The following is a 21,049-nucleotide window of genomic DNA, read 5'->3' as shown; positions in this document are numbered from 1 at the left end:
TTGCTCAGGAGATTGTTATGGGCTCAGAAACAGATTGATTGACAGGGTGGACGAGCGGCGTAAGCAGCCCAACAACGTCGTCCACGATCTCTTCGGCAGGACGACGGTCCGTTCTCAACACCCACTCCTTTGCGGCTCCGTAGAGAGCCCAGCTCACAATGGTTGCGACCATCTCCCGAGAGACCGGACCGAGCCACGGCTCTTGTTGCTTTAATCCATCCAGAGACATCTTCTGCACAACTGCGATGATGGCGGACTCCATATGAGGGTCCATGGGACGGCCCTCCCTGGCGGGATCACCCGTTGCTGCGGCCAGGTAATCGCAAATACCGAGCAGGATTGCGCGGAGAGCCGAACCGCAGGTCCCATCAAAGCTGACGCCGCGCTCTTCAAGCAGACCGAGGAAGCGGCTAGCGGTCATGCACTCGAGCAGGGCGTACTTATCGTCGTAGTGGGCATAAAACGTGCCGCGGTTCAGAGTCGCCTCTTCCGTCAGATCCTGGACAGAGATCTCATCGAAGTTCTTCTTTTGAAGCAGTCGGATCAGCGCTTCCTGCAACAAAAGCCGGGTTCTCTTGATACGGGGGTCGAGGTTCTTTGAGTCGGACTCGGTCATTGAGGTGCTCTCATTCGATCTTTCTTCATCAACACAAGAAAAGAATCATCCGTTGGATAGCAAACATCTGTTGGTTTATGTCACTAGAAACAGACAGTCGTCGGTTAACCATCTACTGTTGATTACTGGAACAGGAGTTTGGGTTCAAAAATGTCGACTTCTAGTTTCGGATTGAGGATTCTTATGAAGAAAAAGCTCTTAGTAATAATGTTCGCTCTCTTCGTCGCCTCGGCGCTTTCGGCAGCCGGCGAGAGCAACACCTGGAGTATAGATCCGATGCATACCCAGGCTACGTTTGAGGCTCGCCACCTCTCTATGACTAACATTCGTGGCGGAATCAGCAAGGTGACAGGCACTATCACCTGGGATGCGAAAGATCCTTCGAAGGACAGCGTGAATGCCGTTCTGATTCCGGCCACTATCAATACAGGTAGCGACTACCGCGACCAATACCTGAAGGGCGGAGACTTCTTCAACGTCGGAAAGTTCCCCACATTGACCTTCAAATCGACCTCAGTGGCACCCTCCGGCACCGGTCTGAAGGTCATCGGCGATCTCACCCTTGCAGGCGTCACCAAATCCGTCGTGCTGGACGTGACGGGACCTGCGGCACCGCAAAAGGGGATGGAGGGCGGATTGGTCAGTGGCATCGAGGCCACCACTACGATCAAGCGGACCGACTTCAACTTTGGCAGCAAATATCCGAACGCGATGGTCAGCGACGAAGTGAAGATCACCATCGACCTCGAGATGGCGCAAAAGTAGGCGCAATCCGATAGGAGATGATCATTTTGAAACTCACGAAGGCCCTTTTCTGCGCGGTCGCGGTCCTGGCGTCAGGACTGCTCCCATTCACCGTCTCCGCACAAACGCACACAAAGCCGACCGAGAGCGAGCGCAAGGAGTTGCTCACTGTTCGCAGGCTCGTGTGGGACAGCTATTTCAACAACGATCGAACCCAATTGACAAGGTTGATCGGCGAAGACTTCCTCACGATCAACCCAGGGGAGGAACACTGGCAGGACAAAGCAGAGTTCCTGGCTGGAGCACAGGGTTTCGCAGAGCATCAAGGCAAGCTCGTATCTTTGAATTTTCCCAGGACCGAGATTCAGGAGTTCGGAGATGTGGCCGTCCTTTACTCCATAGTGCGGATCACGATGGAGAGCGGGGGCAAGCGGGAGTCACTCAACTGCCGCTCGACCGAGGTATTTCAAAAGAGAGAAGGCCAGTGGGTGAACACGGGCGCACATGTTGACTCGGGACGATAATCGCGAGAAACACATGAAATAGGTCTTTTGTCTGAGCGCTGTCTGAGCGTGGTGTCAAGCGTTGAGCTGAACCCATTGGCGTCGCCAAGCCGGCGCCTCGAAGGAATCTGCAAAATACTGGGTTTCGTGCACGACCTTGTTGTTACGGAACTCCATAATGCTCACCGTATAGGATGTCCGCTCCTCGTAGGTGATTGAGTATTCCGTAATCCAGAGTTCAGCATTGCCAAGAATCCGCTTTACTTTGAAGCCTGACGGATGGCCGGGATGATGACTACGCAAAGCCTGAAGATTGGCGCGGCCCAGAATGCGCTCGCCTGATTGTGGATAGTCACAGATAGCAGCGTCGTCGTAGATGTCATGCTCTGCGTCTGCATTACCGGCGGCTGACGCCTGCCAATGCGTATTGAGGGCTTCACGTATCGTCGCCTCTTGGCTTGATGACTCCGAATGCAGGTTGGCTGTCATGCTGATTCACCTCGTGGGATAAAACCCGGGACGCCGGTCGTTACTACGGTATTGAGCCTCTGTCTGGTCTCAATGCGGTTGATCTCGTTGAACGCATCTTCCGGAAGGGCGGAGATGTTGAAGTTCTCCTTTGCGCGAGCCGCACTTTTGGGAGTGGTTAGTAAAGCGGTCCCGCGCTGCACTGCCCATGCCAGCAGTACCTGCGCAGGTGTCATGCCAGTTTGTGCGGCGATCTTTACGATGACGGGATCTTCGAGTGGCCCCGGTCTCGCTCCGTGACCCAATGGTGCAAAGGCTAACAAGATGATGCCCTTCTCCTTGCAGAACTCCAACAGCTCCGTCTCCGGAAGATGGGGATGAGATTCTACCTGGACCACGGCTGGTTTGATTCTCGCCGATTCATAGATGGACAAAAGTGCGTCCAGGGTGATGTCGGACAGTCCGATGGCCCGGCATTTGCCATGGTCCACAAGACTCTCCAGCGCTCTCCATGTGTCGAGCAGAGTTACGCCGCGGTCGTAGAGGACGTTGCCGTTTTGATCCCGCGGGTCCTGCTCGTCGCCGGGTTGAAATGCGAATGGAGTGTGAATGAGATAGAGATCCAGATAGTCGATCCTGAGTCTTTCAAGGCTGGCCAGGAAAGCCGGTTCGACGCGCTCGGGCCGATGATTTGAGTTCCACAACTTTGTAGTGACAAAGATGTCTTCCCGTTTAATCCCGCCGGTAATTCCTGCCTGCAACGCCTCGCCCACCTCGGGCTCGTTCCTATATCGCTCCGCACAATCGAAGTGTCGAAATCCAGCCGCGAGCGCGTCCGCGGTAGCACTTAACGTCACGGCTGGATCCGGGATTAAAGTTCCGAATCCGAGTGCGGGCATAAGTCCGGCCCCGTGGTTCAGTGGGAGTTTTGTGTCGCGAAGATCAGAAGCTGTACTCATGGAGCCTCCTTGATACGATCCCACCGCTCGAAGAGGCAAAACTCTCTGTCTTAAGCTGAGTGGCGTGTGTTTCTGGACGAGTATTCATAGTCGAATTCTTTTTTCGAAAGAGCACCACGATCTTTCCTCGGGTCTTGGATCATTTCGGCTCATCGATGGTTTCGTCTATCGCAATCATTATGAATGATTAATTTTCGGGACACCCGAAGAGCGTGACACTTTCCAGCAGATTGACCGCGATCGTCGAGAATCCAAAGGAGTTAGGCGAACGGCCAGGATCTTAGGCAATCGGGGAGCGTCATCAGTCGACGCCCGTCTTGACGATTGTCCCAATAGGCCAGTTTCCAACCACATCCTGATCTGCAGCTTCCAGCTCTAAATTCAATCGAGTTCGCCATTCGAGATAAGACGCCAGGCTCAACAGTGATCCACACAACCGCATTTCGATGTGCTTCTGTCGATCCTTCTCGTCTCTCGACTTCTCTTCTTCAATCTGCACTCTGGCACGGAGTTCTACAGCATGCAAATCCCACGCGGAGAGTTGTTCAGCCGTTTCCCCCTCGATCGCATTCGCCAACCCACGAAGCACGCTGGAAGCTTGCTCTTCTACTTCGCGAACAAGCACATCCGGTTCCGCCGCTGCCAGGTTTCTGTGCTGTAGGAGCCCAGTCTTCACGAAGAGGAAGGCGCGCAATTCCGGCGAGAGCGTCCGAATGCTCCGGTTCACAAGGCTTTCGTACGGCTTTTTGGGAAAAGACTCAAAAGCGTACATATCAGCCAGATCCCGCAGTTTGTCGAAGTCACGATTAATGTTGGAACTTGTCGCGGCCAGTCGTTGATTGGCTTGGAGAGGAGTTTCCGTAGGGGTTGTCTTGAAGTCCGCCAAGCTCCGAAGCGTGCCCAGGAGCAACGCCCGGACAGAGGAACTGGAGTTCTCTGCCCAGAGATGATCGAACACGAGCCACATCGCCACAACGCCTAGTATGATCCCCAGAATCGCATCGCGAGAGGGCACGAGGGAGGTATTGATCGTGAACCTGTTGAGGTTAACCAGATTGTAGGCCAGCACAATTTGAAACCCGGCGTAGGCAATCCGCGGACCGGAGGTCGCTATCCATGACCCCAGCGCAACAACCGACGCGAAGAGAATCGCGTACTGCACGAGACTGTCTACTCCAGGAAGAATCAACGCCTCAGTCCCTAACCCAATGACACCAGCGCCCAGGATGAACCCGGCAAAACGGAGACTTTGTCGATGGCGGCTCGCACCGGTGAATCGCCGAGCCGTAAGAGTACACGTTATGATCGATGCGCCCAGACCGGTCCAGCCCGTGCTCATATAGAACACGTAGCAAAGTAGAGCAGAGAGAGTGCCCCGGATCGCAAATTTATAATGCTCGTTTTGGCGAAGAGCATCAACAACGAATATACCTATCGACCGCGTTGGAATCGCTGCAGGTAAGAGCTGATAGATCGGAAGATCCTCATCAGAAAAACTCTGAGCGATCAGGTGCATCGTGCGTTCAATTTCTACCAATACTGGATTCGCGTTGCGTGTTGCCGGTGGCAGATCGGTCCAATCCGCAAGGCTCTTGCATAAGAGACAGTTGCGAATAGAAGACAGATTGCGCGCAATTGCCATGCAGCGCTCCTGGTCATCCAAGGACAAGATTCGCGTAGATTCGGCGAGATTGGACCCGAGTTCCACCAGTTGTCTAGTGAGAGCGATCACCGTGGCAAGCAGATCGTGATAGCTCGGTTCGTAGCGAGAGTGCGCGAGTAGCTCCGACAAATCGTCCACACTTTTGGCGGCGGAACGGCTGAGTTGCATCGTCAACGCCGGAGGAGGAAACTCTTCCGCTTGCGCTTGACTCAGAAGTGTCTCTATCAATCCTAGGCGGTGATTTATTCCTTCCAGAATTGCGTCCGGCGATTGCTTTTTCGCGAAGACGGTCTCAATCAGCACTGTGACTACGCACGCAATCAGAATCGCTAACAGCGTGTAGAGCGTTCGTTCAACGCGAACTTCAGTACGGATGGGAAGGTCCCATAGTTGAATCGCGACCGCAATCAGAACGCTCGCGGTAAGAGCCGGATTGATAAAGTTCAAACAACTGATTGTAAAAAATGCAGCGAAGAGAACTGCGATCACCCACAACACATGGAGGAATGCAGAGCCACTCGTCAGCACTCCCCCGAGAATGATTGCCGTAGTTGCGATGGAGCACGACAGGGCGATCTGAAACGCAGATACCTTGGTCGCCTTGGGGCTTTCCCGCGAGATCAATATCGGGAAGCCGGCGCCCAGTGCCGCACCGGGAATTCGAAAGATAAACGCCAGCAACATGACACTCGTGCACGCGAGTACGATTCTTCCCACCAACGCAGCCCGCCCGGGATACCATGCCAGTTCCGCGCGCAGCATCTCAACGGGGTTCCAGACCGGTGGCTTGTACTCCCCGTATATTGTCATGACTGACCTCAACCCTCACGATGGGGTGATCGCATCACGACGACTGCGACCTGACCCACACGAAATGTCGCTGGCGGCGGATCGATGATCTTGATACGTACCGGGTATCGCGACGCCAGACGCACCCAATTGAGCGTGCGCTGCACCTCCGGCAGACCTTCTGAAAGCTTTCCCACAACATCTGGATCGGGAGTCACGCCAAAGCTCGCACTTTCGACGACGCCGCGATATTTTTTAGTTCTATCGGACATAAGAAAGACGTCTACGGGCGTTCCCGGTTGAACATGGTCGATTTGCGTCTCTCTGAAGTTCGCGAGCACCCACCAATTTCTATTGTCGATCAGGGTGAACAGCCGCTCGCCCACCTTAGCGTATTGGCCTTCGGATATCGTGAGGTTTGTAATGCGAGCATCGAATGGCGCCAGCACGCTGCATTGTTCATAGTTGTATTGAGCCAGCCGAACTGCGGAAGCGCGGCTCGCACGCTGCGCAAGCAAGGGTGCCAGAACCAGAACAGAGTGGGCGGACTCTTTGACCTGGGCCTGACTCAATGACATCTGTGCAACGGATTGCTGTTGTTGAGCCGAAGCAGAGAGCAAACTCGCTTTCGCCAATAGTAATTGAGACTGCGCCTGCTCTACTGCAGCAGCCTTCGCGTCAGATGTGGAGCGAGCTTTATGAACATCATCCTCGGTAACGAAGCCCTTTGCCAGAAGAGGCTGGATGCGATGAAAGTTCGCTGTAGCGTAATTTTCGTCCGCCTGCGCCTGTTTTAGTGCGGCTTCCGATCGCGCAACCGCCGCTTTAGCAATCTCGATTTCGTCAGTCGCTCTCGTCTCGTTCGCCAGTGCGTTCTGCTCGCCCGCATGCGCTACATCGACTCCGTTGACCTGGGAGGAAATTCGGCGGGATTCATTTTCAATCTCGCCCTCCAGCGCCGCCTGGGCGGCGAGTGCGCTCTGCAAGGCATAGAGGTAAGGTCGATCATCGATTTTGTAGAGCAGTGCGCCTTTTTGGATGAGTTCGTTATCATGAATCGGCAACTGCATGACCGGGCCTTCAACCACCGGAGCAATGCCGATGAAGTTTGCTGTCACCTCCGCATCATCCGTGCGCGGATACAACACCACCTCGCGAACTACCAAACCTGCCGAAACAATGGCACCTGCGACGATGCATACGCTGATGATTGATCCTTTGCGTGATATCGCCGATTGTGAGTTTGTTATTGTCTGCAAAGTGTTTTTTTCCTCTCTACCGGAACAAGATCAGCCAGAGTGTGCAACTTAAAAGACAAAGAAGTGCCGGATAAACAATCGGTAGCGGCCAAAGTTGCTCCGTAAGCTTTTTCTTTGTGGCATACACGTGAGCCAAAAACGTCAAAGCAATCGCAATCGCGAGACATACAAGCCATGACGGGAAGTACGATCCCAGGATGTTGAACTCTGGAGATCCGGAGCATCCGGCAGTTGCCAGCAAAAGCGGAGTGATTGCAAAGCTTATCCAGCTCTGACGTTTGTTCGTACAGCGCCAAAGAAACTGGTGACTCGGGGTCATGGATTGTGGCCTTTCGGATGATTTGCCAGGAGATCTCCTGTTCGGAAGTCAAGATCAGTGAACGTCCTGAGCACTTGAGTGCGAGCCGTAACGTCGATAGCGCGGGCCTGTGCCAAGGCATCTTCTGCCGCCACCACATCGAGGAAATTTCGGACGCCGTCTTTGTATGATTCCAACACCGCGGAATAGGACTCTTGAGAAGCAGTCAATAAAGCCGTCGCAGCCTGCCTTTGTTGCAGGGCTGTTGTTGCATTCGAGTAGGTGGTCCAGACTTGATTTGTAATTTCGTCCTGACGGTCGCGAACTTCCTCTGTCGCTACTTTCTCTTCTGCCTTCGCCTCCCTGATCCGATTCTCGCGGAGGAGCCCGTCAAATACCGTCCACTTCAGCTCGAGCGTGGCGTCATAGACGGGGGCCTGGGCATAGAAGCCGGGCGAGCCTTGTTGCTCTCCGAAGGCACGAAGCCAGCCTTTCGAACCTTCAAAGGTGAGCGATGGGTAGTAGGCCGAGGTAGCATGCTTGACCTCAGCATGCGCGGTACTCACGTGCGCTTCGTCGGCCTGCAGGTCGGGCCGAACCGTGAACGCCGTGTTGACTGCTTGTTGCACGGATTGATCCAGTTTGTCTGGAATTCTCAACTGATCCAGCGCTTCTACCTTCAGCGGCTTCAGTGGACTGGCGGTGATTGCCGTGGCTAGATCTCCGATTTCCACTTGCTCAGCCCCAAGCGCACTCTGCAATTGGTAGTTTGCTTTTGCGGTCGCGGCCTTAGCCTCCAGCACCTCTGGCACTGTAGCGAGTCCGTTATTACGTCGTTCCTGAGCCGCGGCCTCTGACGTCTTGGCGTCGTTGAGGGAGACCTCAGCCGCTTCCCGCAGTCCCTTCGCTTCGAGTAAACCGAAGTACGATTGACTGACTCGTTGGATAAGGACCAGATGCTCGTTGTTGAAGGAAAGGTTAGCAGCGACGAGTCGCGCTTGAGCCGCCGTAATTTCTGTGCGACGTGCACCGAAGTCCACGAGAGTGTAGGCCAGATGAACAGCGGCATCAAAGTAGCCTATGTCCTGTACAGCCCAGGTATTGCTGTAGAGCTGTGCGTTGACATACGTTCTGCCACCGGCTATCGCAATGATTGTCGGATACAGTTCGCTCTTCGCGATTCCAACGGAAGCGGCAGTCAGCTTGGCTCGGTTCCACGCCGCTTGTGTCGCAGGACTGTTCGACTCAGCAATGTCGATTAATTCGCCCAGGCTGTAGACGTGGTCGTCATTGAGCGCCGCTTCATGCACAGGAACTGCAGTAGAGTGACGCTCCAATGTGTGATGGTCGGGAAGCCAAGGCTGATTCGCCGTGGTCGGAGCTTTTTGGCCCAGTGCAACCGATAGATACGATGTCATCGCAACGGCTATCGCAAGTAGTCTGGATGCGACTGTTCCTGACGGAGCGTTTTTTGTCTGATGACGCGATGTCATATCAAGAACTTACCACCATTCGTTCGCTGCGGTTTCTTGCATAAACCTGTTATACCGCCCCAAGGACACAGCTGCCGTCAAGCCAGAAGATGGTATCCGACTCTATTGGGACGAAGGTGCTGGCCGATACCTTCGTTGAAGCCCAAAAGCAAACTGTGAGTCAGACCCGATGACGTGCATAGGCTTGTATTGGATGCAGATGAGTGAGGGCAAGTTCCGTTGCCAAATGCAAAAAGGCCTCGACCTTATGAGTCGAGGCCCTCTTTGTCTGCCTGCAACTACTTTGCGGCGAGCGTGATGCACTCTTCGAGGATGTCGAGGGCGATCTCGGCCTCGTGCTGGTTGACGATGAGCGGTGGGCAGAGCCGGATGCTGGTTTCGCCGCAGCCGAGGATGAGGAGGCCGCGCTCGAAGGCAAGGTCTACGACTTTGTCACGCATCGGGCCGACAGGTGTGCGAGACTGCTTGTCTTTAACCAGTTCGATGCCGATCATCAGGCCGCGTCCGCGAACATCGCCGACAGTGGGATGCTTCGCAACCCAGGTGCGGAGGCGTTCGAGCATCTTTTCGCCGACCGTCGCGGCATTCTTGAGGCCTTCGCGCTCGAGGATGTCCACGGTGGCGAGTGCAGCGGCGATGCAGATTGGATTGCCGCCGAAGGTGCTCGCGTGAGAGCCGGGAACCCAATTCATAATGTCGGCCTTGGCCATGCAGATGCCGAGAGGCATGCCGCTCGCGATGCCTTTGGCGATGCAGACGATGTCAGGCTGGACGCCGGAGTGTTCGATCGCCCACCACTTCCCTGTTCGTGCGGCGCCAGACTGGACCTCGTCGGCGATGAGGAGGATGCCGTGGCGATCGCAGATGCGGCGGATCTCCTGGAGGAAGTTATCGGGAGCTACGACGTAGCCGCCTTCGCCCTGGATGGGTTCGAGGATGATCGCTGCAACCTCTTCGGGGGGAAGGATGGTCTTGAAGAGGCGGTCTTCGATGTAACGGGCGCATTCAAGGGCGAAGGCCTCTTGCTCTTCCGGCGTTCCGTTCGGACAGCCACGGTACGCGTAGGGATAGCGGATGTGATGAACGCCAGGAACGAAGGGGGCAAAGCGGCGTTTCTGTTGTGGCTTGGAGCCGGTGAGGGAGAGCGCGCCCATGGTGCGGCCATGGAAAGCTCCGAAGAAGCTGATGATGTTCTGGCGGCCAGTGTGATAGCGGGCGAGCTTCATGGCGCACTCGACGGCCTCGGCGCCGGAGTTGCCATAGTAGAACTTGTGCGGGCCGGGCATGGGCGCAATGGCGGACAGGCGCTCGGCGAAGGTGGTCATGTTTTCGTAGTAGAAGTCGGTGCCGGACATGTGGATGAGCTCGGCGGCCTGATCTTGAATGGCCTTCACGACTTCAGGATGACAGTGACCGGTCGAGTTGACGGCGATGCCGGCGGCGAAGTCGAGGAACTCGTTGCCGTCGACGTCGGTAACGCGAATGCCACGGCCGGATTTGGCCACCATGGGATAGCTGCGTGTGTAGCTGGGGGAGATGAGACGGTCGTCGTCGGCGACGATCTTCTGAGCCTTGGGGCCGGGAAGGGCGGTCTTTAGCTTGGGGCCAAACTCGCTATAGTGCTTCGAGCGAATGGCTTCGCCAGCGGAATGAGTGACGCCCTGAGCGGAGTTTTGCTTCAGGTCTTCGAGGGTCTTTTCAGTCAGTGTTGTCATACGAATCTCTCCTTGGGCAGCGGTGCGTTTGGTCTCGCCGTTCGTGTCCGGTCCGTTCCAGATAAGGTCCGGGGACGCTCTGTGGTTGCAGAGAGAACGGTTTGCGCTGGTGGCGAGGACTTCGCCGGCTAGGGGGTGGAGCGTTAGTCGCCGGCGAAGAGACTAGGTCGCGTGAGACTAGGTCGCGTCAGGCCAGGCAGGACGCGAGGGTGCCGACGCGGCATCTGGTGACGCTTGGAGCGGCACACTGAACCGGTAATTCTGTGCGTCCGAATTAGGTCGACAGACTGTTTCATCGAGCCTCTGCGCATGCCGCCGAGTATACCCCACCGTGGTAACGATAATCACTCGTCTTTTACGTCAATTCCTTGATGAAACACGATCTTCCAGCCCAAATGCGTGTGTTGCCAGATGGTGGAGCGGCGGGTTTTACGTATCTTGTCTTGAATCAACGTGTAGGTGAGCAGGTACAGGTCGGGTGCCAGAAGACGGCAGTGGAACTCGCTCGTCTCCCATATGTCGTTCTGGGGATGCTGATGACGATTTTCCAGTTCGTTCAGAACATATTCTCTGGAATAGCGGCGGCCAGAGGCTCCGATCTCCCAGAAGTCGGGGTGCATCATTCCATCGAAATCTGTTCGCGTGGTGCCGAACTCGGGGCGATGAAAGATTGGTTCGCGGCGCTTGAGCTCTTCGAGGATGCCTGGGTCGGTGGACAGGACTGGCTCTATCTCAGGACGCATCACCACCCCCTAAAACTGAATCAGCCACTCAATCCACAAACGATCACCGAATGACGGTGCCGGGGACAATCGGCTGAGGAGAGTCGTTGTCGAACTGCATGCTGAAGGCGAACATGAGCGTGAGCAGGTCACTGTGCGGCGTGGTGAAGTCGTAGCAGAGGACGTGGCGGGTGGGCTCGACGGTATCGGACTTTTTGCGGGGCTTGACGGGAATATTACCGAGAACGCAGGCCTTGGCGGCGTAGGTAGTCGTGGGGAGCTTGTTGGTCGGCGTCACGGGCATGGGCACCGATGCGAGGACGATTGCAGCGGGGTGGCCGTCGATGGTGTATTTGGTAGCCTCCTGCGTGACAGTCGGCTCGCCGTACTGCTTGAGCTGGCGGATGATCTGCTCTCGAATGAAAGGCCCTAGCTGAGTGGCGCCACGTAGAACGTTGGGGCAGGTGCCGTCGATTGTGGAGAGGACGAAGGAGGAGGTGCCAGTGGGGGCGTTCGAGTTGGCGAAGAAAGTCGAGTGGGCACACTTAGGTTTCCCGTCCGCAGCGGTGGAAGTACTTTCAGAGGAGACCGCGGGGTCGGCGACGAAGCGACCAGGATAGAAGTAGGTGACGTTCAGCAATGCGTCGTGAAAGCTCTTTGGCGCATTGGGATTTGCCGGAGCTTGCGATGAGTCGGCGGATTGCGGGAGAGCCGCCGCAGAGACGAGGAGAAGAGAAAATAAGGCAGCAGAACGGAACATCATCTCCTTATCGTAGCACCGGGACAGGCTTGCGGGCGGCGGCGCCAGCCAGCACCAGAGCCGCGATACCATTAGGAATGCCTGCCAATTCCTCATCCAAGCGCACGCGAATTCTGCTGGCCTTCGCCTGCGTTTATCTGTTCTGGGGATCGACCTATCTTGCGATGCGATTTGGCGTCGAGGTGCTGCCGCCGTTCGTACTGGGGAGTGCTCGATTTTTGCTGGCGGGTGTGTTGATGTTGGGCGCCTCCTCCGTGCTGCGGATGAAGATGTGGCCGAACCGACAGGAGTTAGTGCGTCTCGTCATCATCGGCGTGCTGATGATTGGCTGTGGGAACACTTCGGTGCTCTGGGCAGAGCAATATATTCCGACGGGACTGGCGTCGCTGCTGGTGGCATCGATTCCACTCTATGCTGCGTTGATCGAGATGGTTCTGCCCAATGGCGAAGGCTTGGCGGTACGTGGGTGGATCGGCGTCTGCGTAGGATTTGCCGGGCTCGTGTTTTTACTTTGGCCGGGTCTGCGCGAAGGTTTGCACGGGGACTCGCGACAGATCATCGCAGCGGGAGTGACGCTGTGCGGAACGCTGTGCTGGACGAGTGCTTCCATCTTCTCGCGGCGGTCGACGTTTCGACTCAACGGCTTCGCTGTGGCAGGTTGGGAGATGCTGTTTGGCGGGGTCTTCAACGTATTCCTGATGGTTGTGACCAAGGGATACCACGGTGGTCACTGGGGACTGCAGGCATGGGCCTCGACGCTCTATCTAGTGACCTTCGGATCAATCCTGACATATAGCGCATATATCTATCTGCTCGATAACGTTGCTGTGTCGAAGGTAGCAACCTATGCGTATGTAAATCCGGTGATTGCGGTTATCCTCGGGGCGATCTTCTTGAAGGAGCACTTTGTCGCGGTCGAATACGTCGGGATGGGGTCAATTTTGATCGCAGTGTTTCTTGTGACCGGCTCCAAGATGAAGAATGAAAAACCGACGGTGGTGGATGAGCAGCTTAAGCTGGGGCAAGAGGCTTAGTTAGTCGCGAGCCATCTGCTAGTCTGGCGGGCATGAGACGCTTTTGGCTTGCCGGAATGTGCGTAATGGCAATGAGTGTGGTGCAGGCTGCGACTCCAGCGGCAACAGATGCTCGGGCGAAAGAGATAATCCGCACGCTGAAGCTGACGGTGTTACCGAAAGAGTCTGGGTATCTCGGGATCATCGGAGTGTCGGCGCAGAAGATCAACGTCAACGGCAAGATGCTGGCGGTACAGAGCCAGAACTACTACATGCTGACCCGGGAACGGCCAATCAACTATCTGCATTGGCTGGCGTCGGACGATACGCACATTCTGGTGGAGGGTGGGCCGGTGGACTACTTCATCTTTCATCCGGATGGACGAGCGGAGGAGGTAACCTTGGGATTCAACTACGCCGCTGGTGAGCGCCCCGTGGTATCGGTGCCGGGTGGTTGTTGGAAGGCACTACGGCTGCGTGAGGGCGCGAACTACGCATTGATGGTGAACACGCTGTCGCCGGAGTTCACGCCTGATCGCGTAAAGATTGGTGAGAATTCCGCGTGGGTAAAGCGATTTGCCGGCGCCGCGCCATGGGCGACACCGGAGAGGCTGCGGGAGTTCATCGGGCCGAACTGGGTGAAGTGAAGCGCTATTCTTCGGCAGCGCCCGCGAGGAATTTACTCAAATCGCTTGAAAGAAGCAAGGGTAGATTCTGTTCAATCCGCTGTCGAGACCAGTCCCACCAGCGGATTCGCAACAACTGTTGAATTACGTCGTCAGTGAAACGCTTTCTCACGACTCTCGCTGGATTCCCAACAACAACGCTGTAGGGCGGGACGTTGCGAGAGACAACAGCCCGGGCTCCAATGATCGCGCCATCCCCAATGGTGATTCCCGAAAGAATCACGGCACCGGAACCAACCCATACATCATTGCCGATCACGACATCACCTCTCGTCTCGGGTACGATGCGCACTCCGGGGACCTCCGGCCAATCCGTGAAGGAGGCGAAAGGATAGGTGGTGACAAAGTCGGGGCGATGATTACCGCCAAGAAAGATCTCCACCCGATCCGCGAAGGAGCAGTAGTTTCCGATTCGAAGTCCAACGGCTTCGCCCCACCAGCGAAGAACCGGTACGCCGTAGCTGTACTCTCCAATGGCTGCCCCGCACTTTGCCAGGGCGTCTCGTGTGAAGGGGGTTTTTACTCGGGTCATGGCCGTTCGCCTACAGCTGCCATCGTGGTGCACTCCTCATATAAGGAGGAGTGCAACCGGAGGGCCATGAGCAACAGGGCGAAGATGAGGGGATGTTAATGCCCGCAGAAAGTACTCGCCCGACCCGATGCTCCAAGAATCTCAGAGGTTAGGACATGCCGGTGATCTCGCCTGCTGCGTCGACGTCGATACTCATGGCGCGAGAGACCTTGGGGAGGCCGGGCATCAGCATCATGCTGCCTGAGATTACGACGAGAAAGCCCGCGCCCGCGGAGAGAACGACGTCGGTGATGTGAAGCGTCCAGCCGGTGGGAGCGCCCATCACCTTGGGATCATCGGTTAACGAATACTGCGTCTTGGCAATGCAGACAAGTAGTTCGCCGTAACCCCATTCCGTAAATCGAGCGAGCTTCTCCTCGGCCTGTGGTGTGAGTTCGACCTTGGCCGCTCCGTAAATCTTCTGCGCGACGGCCGTAATTTTTTCGAGAGGCGAACCCTGTGGTGCATAGGTACTGGTAGGCGCAACATTCGGATTCGCGGCGATGACGCTCACTACCTTTTCGGCGAGTGCGGTTGCACCCGCGCCACCTTTGCTGAATGCCTCCGATAAGGCAAAGGCTGCACCCTGCGCCTCGCAGTATCTTTCGAGGAACTGCAACTCTTCGTCGGTGTCTTTGGGGAAGCGGTTGATCGCAACGATCGCGGGGAGATTGAAACCGCGGACGATGGCAATGTGCTTTTTCAGATTGGCGAAGCCAGCTTCGAGATCGCCACCGCCCTGGTTACGAACAGATTGCACCGTTGTGACGAGCACGGCTGCCGATGGTTTGATGCCAGAGGACGGCATCACAATGTCCATGTACTTTTCAAAACCGAGGTCGGAGGCGAAGCCGGTCTCGTTGACGACGTAGTCGGCCAGACGAAGGCCCATCTGCTGCGAGAGGACAGAGCTGGTGCCGTGTGCGATGTTGGCGAAGGGACCGCAATGGACGAGCGCAGGCGTGCCTTCGGTGGTCTGGACGAGGTTGGGCTGGATGGCCTCGGAGAGCAGTGCCAACATGGGGCCGGTTGCATTGAGATCCTTCGCAAGAACAGGCTTGCCAGAGCGCGTTGCCCCGATGACGATGCGGCCGAGGCGTAGGCGAAGGTCTTCCCTGCTTGCAGCCAGCGTCATGATGGCCATGATCTCTGAGGCTGCAGTGATAAGAAAGCCGGTGTGACGATTCGCTCCGTCACGCTTGCCGCCTGCAGAGACAACGATGTGGCGCAGAGCACGGTCGTTCATATCGAGCGCGCGTGGCCAGGTGATGGCGTGGGGATCGAGATCCAATTCATTGCCGTGGAAGAGATGTGAGTCAATTAACGCGGCGAGGAGGTTGTGAGCCGAGGTGATGGCATGGAAGTCTCCGTGGAAGTGGAGGTTTATCTTCTCCGCAGGCTCAACCTGAGAACGGCCACCGCCGGCGGCTCCCCCCTTCATACCAAAGACCGGTCCGAGCGACGGCTCGCGAGAGGTGATGATGGCCTTCTTGCCGATCTTTTCGAGCCCCTGCACCAAACCGATCGAGGTGACAGTCTTGCCCTCTCCAGAGACGGTTGGGGTAGTCGCGGTGACGAGGATGAATTTGCCGCGAGGTGGAAAGGCAGCGTCGTTCAGCAGGTCGAGTGAGAGCTTGGCGCCGTAGCGGCCGAGACGTTCCACATATTTTTCGGGCAGATTGAGCTTTTCGACGATGGCTTCGATGGGGAGCAGATCTTTGTTCATATGCCTCAGCTGTGAGATGAAGAGTTTCGAATACTTCTGTTACGGAGCAGCGGTGCCCATGGGATTCGGATAGAGCGGAGCGGCCTGAGCCCGGCCAAAGCGCACCGTTGTTTTGGTGATGCGGTTCAACGTATCGATATTGTTCGAAGAAAAGTACCAGACCAGAAGGTGGTTGTTCCAGTTGGTAGAAAGGCCCATCGTGTAAAGCGTTTGCGGCATGGCGGGTTGCGCGCTTGCCGGGTCGGAGTTTGAGGGCTGGCCTTGAGCGGCGGCCATGTGCACCTTCTGCCAACCCACGTTGTACCAGGCAGGCTGAACGATGGACTTCATGCCGGGAACTTTGTTCACGAGTTCAGCCATGTCCGGCAACAGCGTGGTGCTGGTGTTTGGGTGTTCGGAGTTCATGCAATCAATGTCCAGTTCGGCGAGCAGGATCGTCGCGGTGACCGCGGGCGTGATGGTGACTTGTGTGCCACCGTCAGCGGTCGGCTGTGTTTTGCTGGTTTGCGCCTGGCCCGACTGCGAGAGGTCAAGGACAAGTCGAGGGCGAAGGCAGCGAGTCGCCTCTGCAAGCTTGGGGTCGGGCGCGCCTGAGACGCCCAAGAGAGTAAGGCGGCCATTGTGCATAACCTTCTCCGGGTCGGCCTTCACCAGATCGGACGGGTAGAAGAGGCGCAGAGCGAGACCTTCGTTCTCCCACTCTGTGGTGTTCGGCGCGGGAGTTTGCGCAATGGCCGCTACCGGCAAAGCTGCAGCCAGAATTGCTGTTGCAAAGATGCGAGTGGAAAAGGATAAGGCCATGGTGTTCGCGCTCCCGGCGCGCTACTTTCTCTTCCAGCGGACGCCATCTTTGGAGTCCTCAATTAGGATGCCTTTGGCAAGAAGGTCGTTGCGAATCGCATCGGCACGGGCGAAGTTGCGGCTCTTTTTGGCCTGGGTGCGTTCGGCGACCAGGGCGTCGATGTCAGTGTCAGAGAAAGATAAGGTGGCGACGAGCGAGGGGTCAGCTTCGTCGATGCGGCCTTCAGCCTCGGCCCAGACGAGCGCGGCGCGGGTGATCGCAGCGTCTTTGTCTTCAAGCACGGCGAAGACGCCGTCAAAGAGCGCGAGCACCTTCAGAATCTCTGCAACGTTGTCTGCACGAAGAGTTCCTGCGTCAGCCGCAGAGTTGGCGGCACGAACCAGGTCGAAGATGGCAGCGCGAGCCTCAGCAGTATTGAGATCATTGGCGAGCGCGGCGGTATAGTCGTTCTCCGCCTTAGCAGTTGCTGCGGCGATGTCTGGATCGAGGCCGTCGGCGAAGCCGCCCTTCAACATCCGCTGATGAAAGGTGCGCAGGCGATCAATGGCGTTGGTCGACTCGACCAGGCTGTCGAAGGTGAAGTTCATCTGGTGCCGGTAGGGCACAGAGATCAACAGAAAACGAATAGCCGAAGCCCGGTAGCCTTTGAGCAGCAGGTCGCGAAGCGTGTAGAAGTTGCCCTCCGACTTGGACATCTTCTTGCCTTCGACGAGCAGGAAGCGGACGTGCATCCAGTGGCGAACAAAAGGTTTGCCCGAGGCTGATTCCGACTGGGCAATCTCATTCTCATGGTGAGGGAACATCAGATCTTCCCCACCGGCATGAAGGTCGATGTCTTCGCCGAGAAACTTTGTAGCCATGGCGGAGCACTCAATATGCCAGCCGGGGCGACCGGTGCCGAGGGCGGTGTCCCAGGACTGCTCACCCGGTTTTACCGCCTTCCAGAGGGCGAAGTCGCGGGCCGCGTCTTTTTCGTACTCATCAATGTCGACGCGAGCGCCGTCTTCGATGCCGTCGAAGTCTTTTTTCGAGAGCTTGCCGTACTCGGGAAAGCGGGCAATGCGGAAGTACCAGCTACCATCCTCAGCCTGATAGGCGATATCTTTCGCGGCGAGCTTTTCGATGAGATCGACCATGTCTGGAATGCAGGCGGTAGCGTGGGAGATGTACTCGGGGCGTTCGATACCCAAGGCGTCGAGGTCCTCAAAGAAGGCGCGCTCGAACTTCTCCGTGTACTGGGCGATTGGGACACCAGCGGCTGCGGCGTTGCGGATGATCTTGTCGTCGACGTCGGTGATATTCATCACGTGTTCAACGGGAATTCCTTGCTGGCGGACGACTCGGCGCAGAACGTCGACGTGGAGGAAGGTGCGGAAGTTTCCGATGTGGCCGTAGTCATAGACTGTAGGGCCGCAACAATACATTCGCAGGGCAGGTCCACCGACGGGGGCGAGGGCTTCGATCTTTCCGCCCAGTGTGTTGAAGAGTTCGATCGTTGCCACGTGCTCTCTGTCCTGCCGCAGCCGGGCGCGTGGCGCGGTGCAGACTGCTCTCACTTTAGATATTCCTTGATGATTTTAGCTGATATATGTAAGTCCTTTGTTGGGGCCGGGTTCAGGGCTGGCCAAGACGGAGTTGGGGGGTGGCGCCGAGGCCCTCCGTGGCGAAGTTCTGGGCCAGCAGCTTCGGCCACGCCGCTGCAGCGATCATGGCGGCGTTGTCGGTCGACAGAGCCAGCGAAGGAAAGGCAATGGGGACGCCACGGCGGTCGGCTTCCGCCTGAAGGCGGCTTCGGAGTTCGCTATTAGCGGCGACTCCGCCGGAGACGACGATGCTGCGTGCGCCGAGTGATTCGGCGGCGGCAAAGGTCTGGCGCAGGAGATTGCCGACCACCGCGTACTGGAAAGAGGCAATGAGGTCGAGGGTCTGCTGGTCACAAAGCTTGACGACCGTTTCGTCTTTCGGCGTAATTAAGGGGTTAGCGGCCAGAGCAGCGCGGCGAACTTCGATATCTTCGCGAAGGTGATGCGTCTCGACGTAGCGGAGAACGGCCGTCTTTATACCACTAAAAGAGAAGTCAAAGCGCGGACCTTCTGTGTTGGTTGGCGCCTTCTTATTCGTGACGCCTTCGCGAGGGGCGCGGTGTTTGATCTCGCCAAACGTAAAGGGTACGGCACGAGGGTTGCCGTGGGGCGCAAGCGCGTCAATCCACGGACCACCGGGGTAGCCGAGACCAAGGAGCTTGGCAACCTTGTCATAGGCTTCACCAGCCGCATCGTCGACCGTACGACCAACGTTGCGATAGGTCCAAGTGGCGCCGGCTCCTTGCTGCTGCGCGAGATACAGGTGGGTGTGGCCGCCTGAGACCACGAGGGCGAGCAAAGGTAGTTCCACAGGAACGTCCGAACGCTCGCGCGCCTCCATCAGTACAGCGTGAATGTGGCCTTCGAGGTGGTTGACGCTGATGAGTGGCTTGTCGAGGCCAAAGGTGAGGGCCTTCGCATAGGTGATGCCCACGAGCAACGCACCGGCAAGACCGGGGCCTTCGGTTACGGCGACAGCGTCGAGATCCGCAAAGGTTACATTCGCACGCTGCATAGCCTCACGAACCACCGGAACGATGTTCCGCAGGTGTTCGCGGGAGGCCAGTTCCGGAACGACGCCACCGTAATTGGCGTGCAGGGACATCTGCGAAGCAACGACGTTCGAAAGCGCAGTAGTGCCTGAACGGACAACCGCGGCCGCAGTCTCGTCGCAGGAGCTTTCGATGCCGAGAATCAACCCTCGGCTGGAGCCAGTTTCGCTGCTTTCACGCATCTCTCTATCATAGGGGAGACGACGATGAACCAACGGAAGGACAAGCCGAGGTACTCAGCAGCGCGAGAGATCGTGTTAGCACTGAGTCGCGCAGGGCACAAGGCTTACTTTGCCGGTGGGTGCGTGCGCGATCTGCTTCTGGGAGTGGAGGCTAAGGACTTCGACGTAGCGACAAGTGCGACGCCCGACGTCGTGATGGGGATGTTTGCGAAGACCTACTCGGTAGGAGCGCATTTTGGTGTAGTACTGGTTTGCTCGATTGGTGCGGACGGTGCAGAGATCGCCACTGAAGTCGCGACGTTCCGCCATGACGGCGCATACAGCGATGGTCGAAGACCGGATGCCGTACGCTTTTCGATTGATCCGCGAGAAGACGTGCTGCGTCGCGACTTCTCGATCAATGGGATGTTGCTTGATCCCGTGGTCCTTGAAGAGACCGCAGATGCCGAAGCTGCAACGCTAGATTATGTTGGTGGCCGCGACGATTTGAAGTTGGGGATCGTGCGGGCAATCGGAGACCCCTCACTGCGATTCGAGGAAGACAAGCTGCGAATGCTCCGAGCGGTGCGGTTTGCGGCTCGGCTTGAGTTCGAGATCGAGCCACGGACGATGACTGCAATTCAAGCAGCTGCCTCGGAGATCGGCCAGGTAAGCAGTGAGCGGATTCGCGATGAACTTACCCTGATGCTGACCGAAGGACATGCGCGCAGAGCGATGGAGTTGCTCGATGCTTCGGGGCTCCTGGCGTACGTGTTGCCGGAAGCCCTGCGGATGAAGGGCGTGGAGCAGCCACCGCAGTTCCATCCCGAAGGTGACGTGTGGATCCATACACTCCTACTGCTGGAGAAACTGAACCCAGGTGTTCCTACAACTCTTGCTTGGGGCGCGCTGCTGCATGACATTGGCAAGCCAGCAACGTTTCGACCGCCTGATCCTAAAAAACCTGGCGACCGCATTCGATTTGATGGGCATGTCGAGGTTGGCGTAAGGATCGCCGAAGCGATTCTCGGGCGCCTCCGTTTCTCGAATGAAGACACGGAGCAGATCGTCGCGCTGGTGAAGAATCACATGCGGTTCGGCGATATCTTGCAGATGCGCGAGTCGACGCTGAAGCGATTTCTGCGACTCCCAAAGTTCGACGAGCACCTCGCTCTCCACTGGATGGACTGCATGTCTGCGCATTCTGACCTGAAGCTGTATGAGTTTGCGAAAGAGAAGTATGAGGCTGCTCCAGTTGAGTCGATACGTCCGAAGTTACTGGTGACCGGAAGAGATTTAATCGCCGCAGGATATCGCCCAGGGCCGGAGTTCAAGGCAATATTGGACGCAGCGGAAGATGCTCAACTCGAAGGCCTGGCTACCACTACCGAAGAGGGTATGGCATTCGTGCGAAGACAATTTGGTGGCCCTCCGGCCGCATCTGCATAACGATAAGCTCGTAGCGA

At 56.9% G+C, this 21,049-nt stretch carries 20 protein-coding genes; 5 read left to right on the top strand and 15 right to left on the bottom strand.

What is annotated here, in order from left to right; all coding sequences use genetic code 11:
- Positions 1 to 4: 4 nt before the first annotated feature.
- The gene (locus tag RBB82_RS14400; protein ID WP_433971335.1) at positions 5 to 616 is read right to left on the bottom strand and encodes a TetR/AcrR family transcriptional regulator; all 612 of its coding nucleotides are present in this window, start codon (positions 614 to 616) and stop codon (positions 5 to 7) included.
- 183 nt (positions 617 to 799) lie between these two features.
- Here RBB82_RS14400 and RBB82_RS14395 point away from each other — a divergent pair, with 183 nt between their 5' ends.
- Both RBB82_RS14395 and RBB82_RS14390 read left to right on the top strand, forming a co-directional pair.
- On the top strand, positions 800 to 1,381 hold the full coding sequence (locus RBB82_RS14395; RefSeq protein ID WP_433971334.1) for a YceI family protein: 582 nt from the start codon (positions 800 to 802) through the stop codon (positions 1,379 to 1,381).
- A gap of 26 nt (positions 1,382 to 1,407) precedes the next feature.
- Positions 1,408 to 1,884: a nuclear transport factor 2 family protein gene (locus tag RBB82_RS14390; protein WP_433971333.1), complete on the top strand. Its 477-nt coding sequence runs from the start codon at positions 1,408 to 1,410 to the stop codon at positions 1,882 to 1,884.
- A gap of 54 nt (positions 1,885 to 1,938) precedes the next feature.
- Here RBB82_RS14390 and RBB82_RS14385 read toward each other — a convergent pair whose 3' ends face one another.
- The 9 genes from RBB82_RS14385 to RBB82_RS14345 all read right to left on the bottom strand — a co-directional run bounded on the left by RBB82_RS14385 (position 1,939) and on the right by RBB82_RS14345 (position 11,992).
- A complete protein-coding gene (locus tag RBB82_RS14385; RefSeq protein WP_433971332.1) occupies positions 1,939 to 2,352 on the bottom strand; it encodes a nuclear transport factor 2 family protein in 414 nt (137 codons plus the stop codon).
- Positions 2,349 to 3,290: an aldo/keto reductase gene (locus tag RBB82_RS14380; RefSeq protein ID WP_433971331.1), complete on the bottom strand. Its 942-nt coding sequence runs from the start codon at positions 3,288 to 3,290 to the stop codon at positions 2,349 to 2,351. Before RBB82_RS14380 ends, RBB82_RS14385 begins: the two co-directional genes overlap by 4 nt.
- A gap of 301 nt (positions 3,291 to 3,591) precedes the next feature.
- Positions 3,592 to 5,763, bottom strand: a complete 2,172-nt coding sequence (locus RBB82_RS14375) for a hypothetical protein (RefSeq protein ID WP_433971330.1) — start codon at positions 5,761 to 5,763, stop codon at positions 3,592 to 3,594.
- An 8-nt stretch (positions 5,764 to 5,771) separates the two neighbouring features.
- A complete protein-coding gene (locus tag RBB82_RS14370) occupies positions 5,772 to 7,001 on the bottom strand; it encodes an HlyD family efflux transporter periplasmic adaptor subunit (protein WP_433971329.1) in 1,230 nt (409 codons plus the stop codon).
- 16 nt (positions 7,002 to 7,017) lie between these two features.
- Positions 7,018 to 7,320 carry a YtcA family lipoprotein gene (locus RBB82_RS14365; RefSeq protein ID WP_433971328.1) on the bottom strand — a complete coding sequence of 101 codons (303 nt, stop codon included), beginning with the start codon at positions 7,318 to 7,320 and terminating at the stop codon, positions 7,018 to 7,020.
- Entirely contained in the window at positions 7,317 to 8,717 is a 1,401-nt protein-coding gene (locus RBB82_RS14360; protein ID WP_433971327.1) for a TolC family protein, read from the bottom strand. The genes RBB82_RS14365 and RBB82_RS14360 overlap by 4 nt, the downstream gene beginning before the upstream one ends.
- A gap of 353 nt (positions 8,718 to 9,070) precedes the next feature.
- On the bottom strand, positions 9,071 to 10,507 hold the full coding sequence (locus tag RBB82_RS14355; RefSeq protein ID WP_433971326.1) for an acetyl ornithine aminotransferase family protein: 1,437 nt from the start codon (positions 10,505 to 10,507) through the stop codon (positions 9,071 to 9,073).
- A gap of 344 nt (positions 10,508 to 10,851) precedes the next feature.
- Positions 10,852 to 11,250, bottom strand: a complete 399-nt coding sequence (locus RBB82_RS14350) for a DUF4440 domain-containing protein (protein ID WP_433971325.1) — start codon at positions 11,248 to 11,250, stop codon at positions 10,852 to 10,854.
- Positions 11,251 to 11,293: 43 nt separating this feature from the next.
- Positions 11,294 to 11,992, bottom strand: a complete 699-nt coding sequence (locus RBB82_RS14345) for a hypothetical protein (protein WP_433971324.1) — start codon at positions 11,990 to 11,992, stop codon at positions 11,294 to 11,296.
- Between the two features lie 74 nt (positions 11,993 to 12,066).
- Here RBB82_RS14345 and RBB82_RS14340 point away from each other — a divergent pair, with 74 nt between their 5' ends.
- Both RBB82_RS14340 and RBB82_RS14335 read left to right on the top strand, forming a co-directional pair.
- Complete coding sequence (locus RBB82_RS14340; protein WP_433971323.1) at positions 12,067 to 13,023, top strand: EamA family transporter; 957 nt, start codon at positions 12,067 to 12,069, stop codon at positions 13,021 to 13,023.
- A 65-nt stretch (positions 13,024 to 13,088) separates the two neighbouring features.
- Positions 13,089 to 13,649: a cupin domain-containing protein gene (locus tag RBB82_RS14335; RefSeq protein ID WP_433971322.1), complete on the top strand. Its 561-nt coding sequence runs from the start codon at positions 13,089 to 13,091 to the stop codon at positions 13,647 to 13,649.
- A 4-nt stretch (positions 13,650 to 13,653) separates the two neighbouring features.
- On the opposite strand, the gene RBB82_RS14330 is transcribed toward RBB82_RS14335, so the two are convergent.
- The 5 genes from RBB82_RS14330 to tsaD form a co-directional block, all read right to left on the bottom strand.
- Positions 13,654 to 14,220: a CatB-related O-acetyltransferase gene (locus RBB82_RS14330; RefSeq protein WP_433971321.1), complete on the bottom strand. Its 567-nt coding sequence runs from the start codon at positions 14,218 to 14,220 to the stop codon at positions 13,654 to 13,656.
- Between the two features lie 148 nt (positions 14,221 to 14,368).
- Complete coding sequence (locus RBB82_RS14325; protein ID WP_433971320.1) at positions 14,369 to 15,985, bottom strand: formate--tetrahydrofolate ligase; 1,617 nt, start codon at positions 15,983 to 15,985, stop codon at positions 14,369 to 14,371.
- A gap of 39 nt (positions 15,986 to 16,024) precedes the next feature.
- Entirely contained in the window at positions 16,025 to 16,786 is a 762-nt protein-coding gene (locus RBB82_RS14320) for a hypothetical protein (protein ID WP_433971319.1), read from the bottom strand.
- A gap of 21 nt (positions 16,787 to 16,807) precedes the next feature.
- Positions 16,808 to 18,289 carry a cysteine--tRNA ligase gene (cysS, locus tag RBB82_RS14315; protein WP_433971318.1) on the bottom strand — a complete coding sequence of 494 codons (1,482 nt, stop codon included), beginning with the start codon at positions 18,287 to 18,289 and terminating at the stop codon, positions 16,808 to 16,810.
- 112 nt (positions 18,290 to 18,401) lie between these two features.
- Positions 18,402 to 19,604 (bottom strand): tRNA (adenosine(37)-N6)-threonylcarbamoyltransferase complex transferase subunit TsaD, encoded by a 1,203-nt coding sequence (tsaD, locus tag RBB82_RS14310; RefSeq protein WP_433971317.1) that lies wholly within the window; start codon positions 19,602 to 19,604, stop codon positions 18,402 to 18,404.
- A gap of 24 nt (positions 19,605 to 19,628) precedes the next feature.
- Between tsaD and RBB82_RS14305 the strand changes: the two genes are divergently transcribed.
- On the top strand, positions 19,629 to 21,032 hold the full coding sequence (locus tag RBB82_RS14305; protein WP_433971316.1) for a CCA tRNA nucleotidyltransferase: 1,404 nt from the start codon (positions 19,629 to 19,631) through the stop codon (positions 21,030 to 21,032).
- The last annotated feature ends 17 nt before the right edge of the window (positions 21,033 to 21,049 follow it).

This window comes from Tunturiibacter lichenicola (assembly GCF_051013355.1).
GTDB classification, from domain to species: domain Bacteria; phylum Acidobacteriota; class Terriglobia; order Terriglobales; family Acidobacteriaceae; genus Edaphobacter; species Edaphobacter lichenicola_F.
The sequence above is the reverse complement of the archived record's forward strand: the minus strand, read 5'-3'. Positions and strand labels throughout refer to the sequence as shown.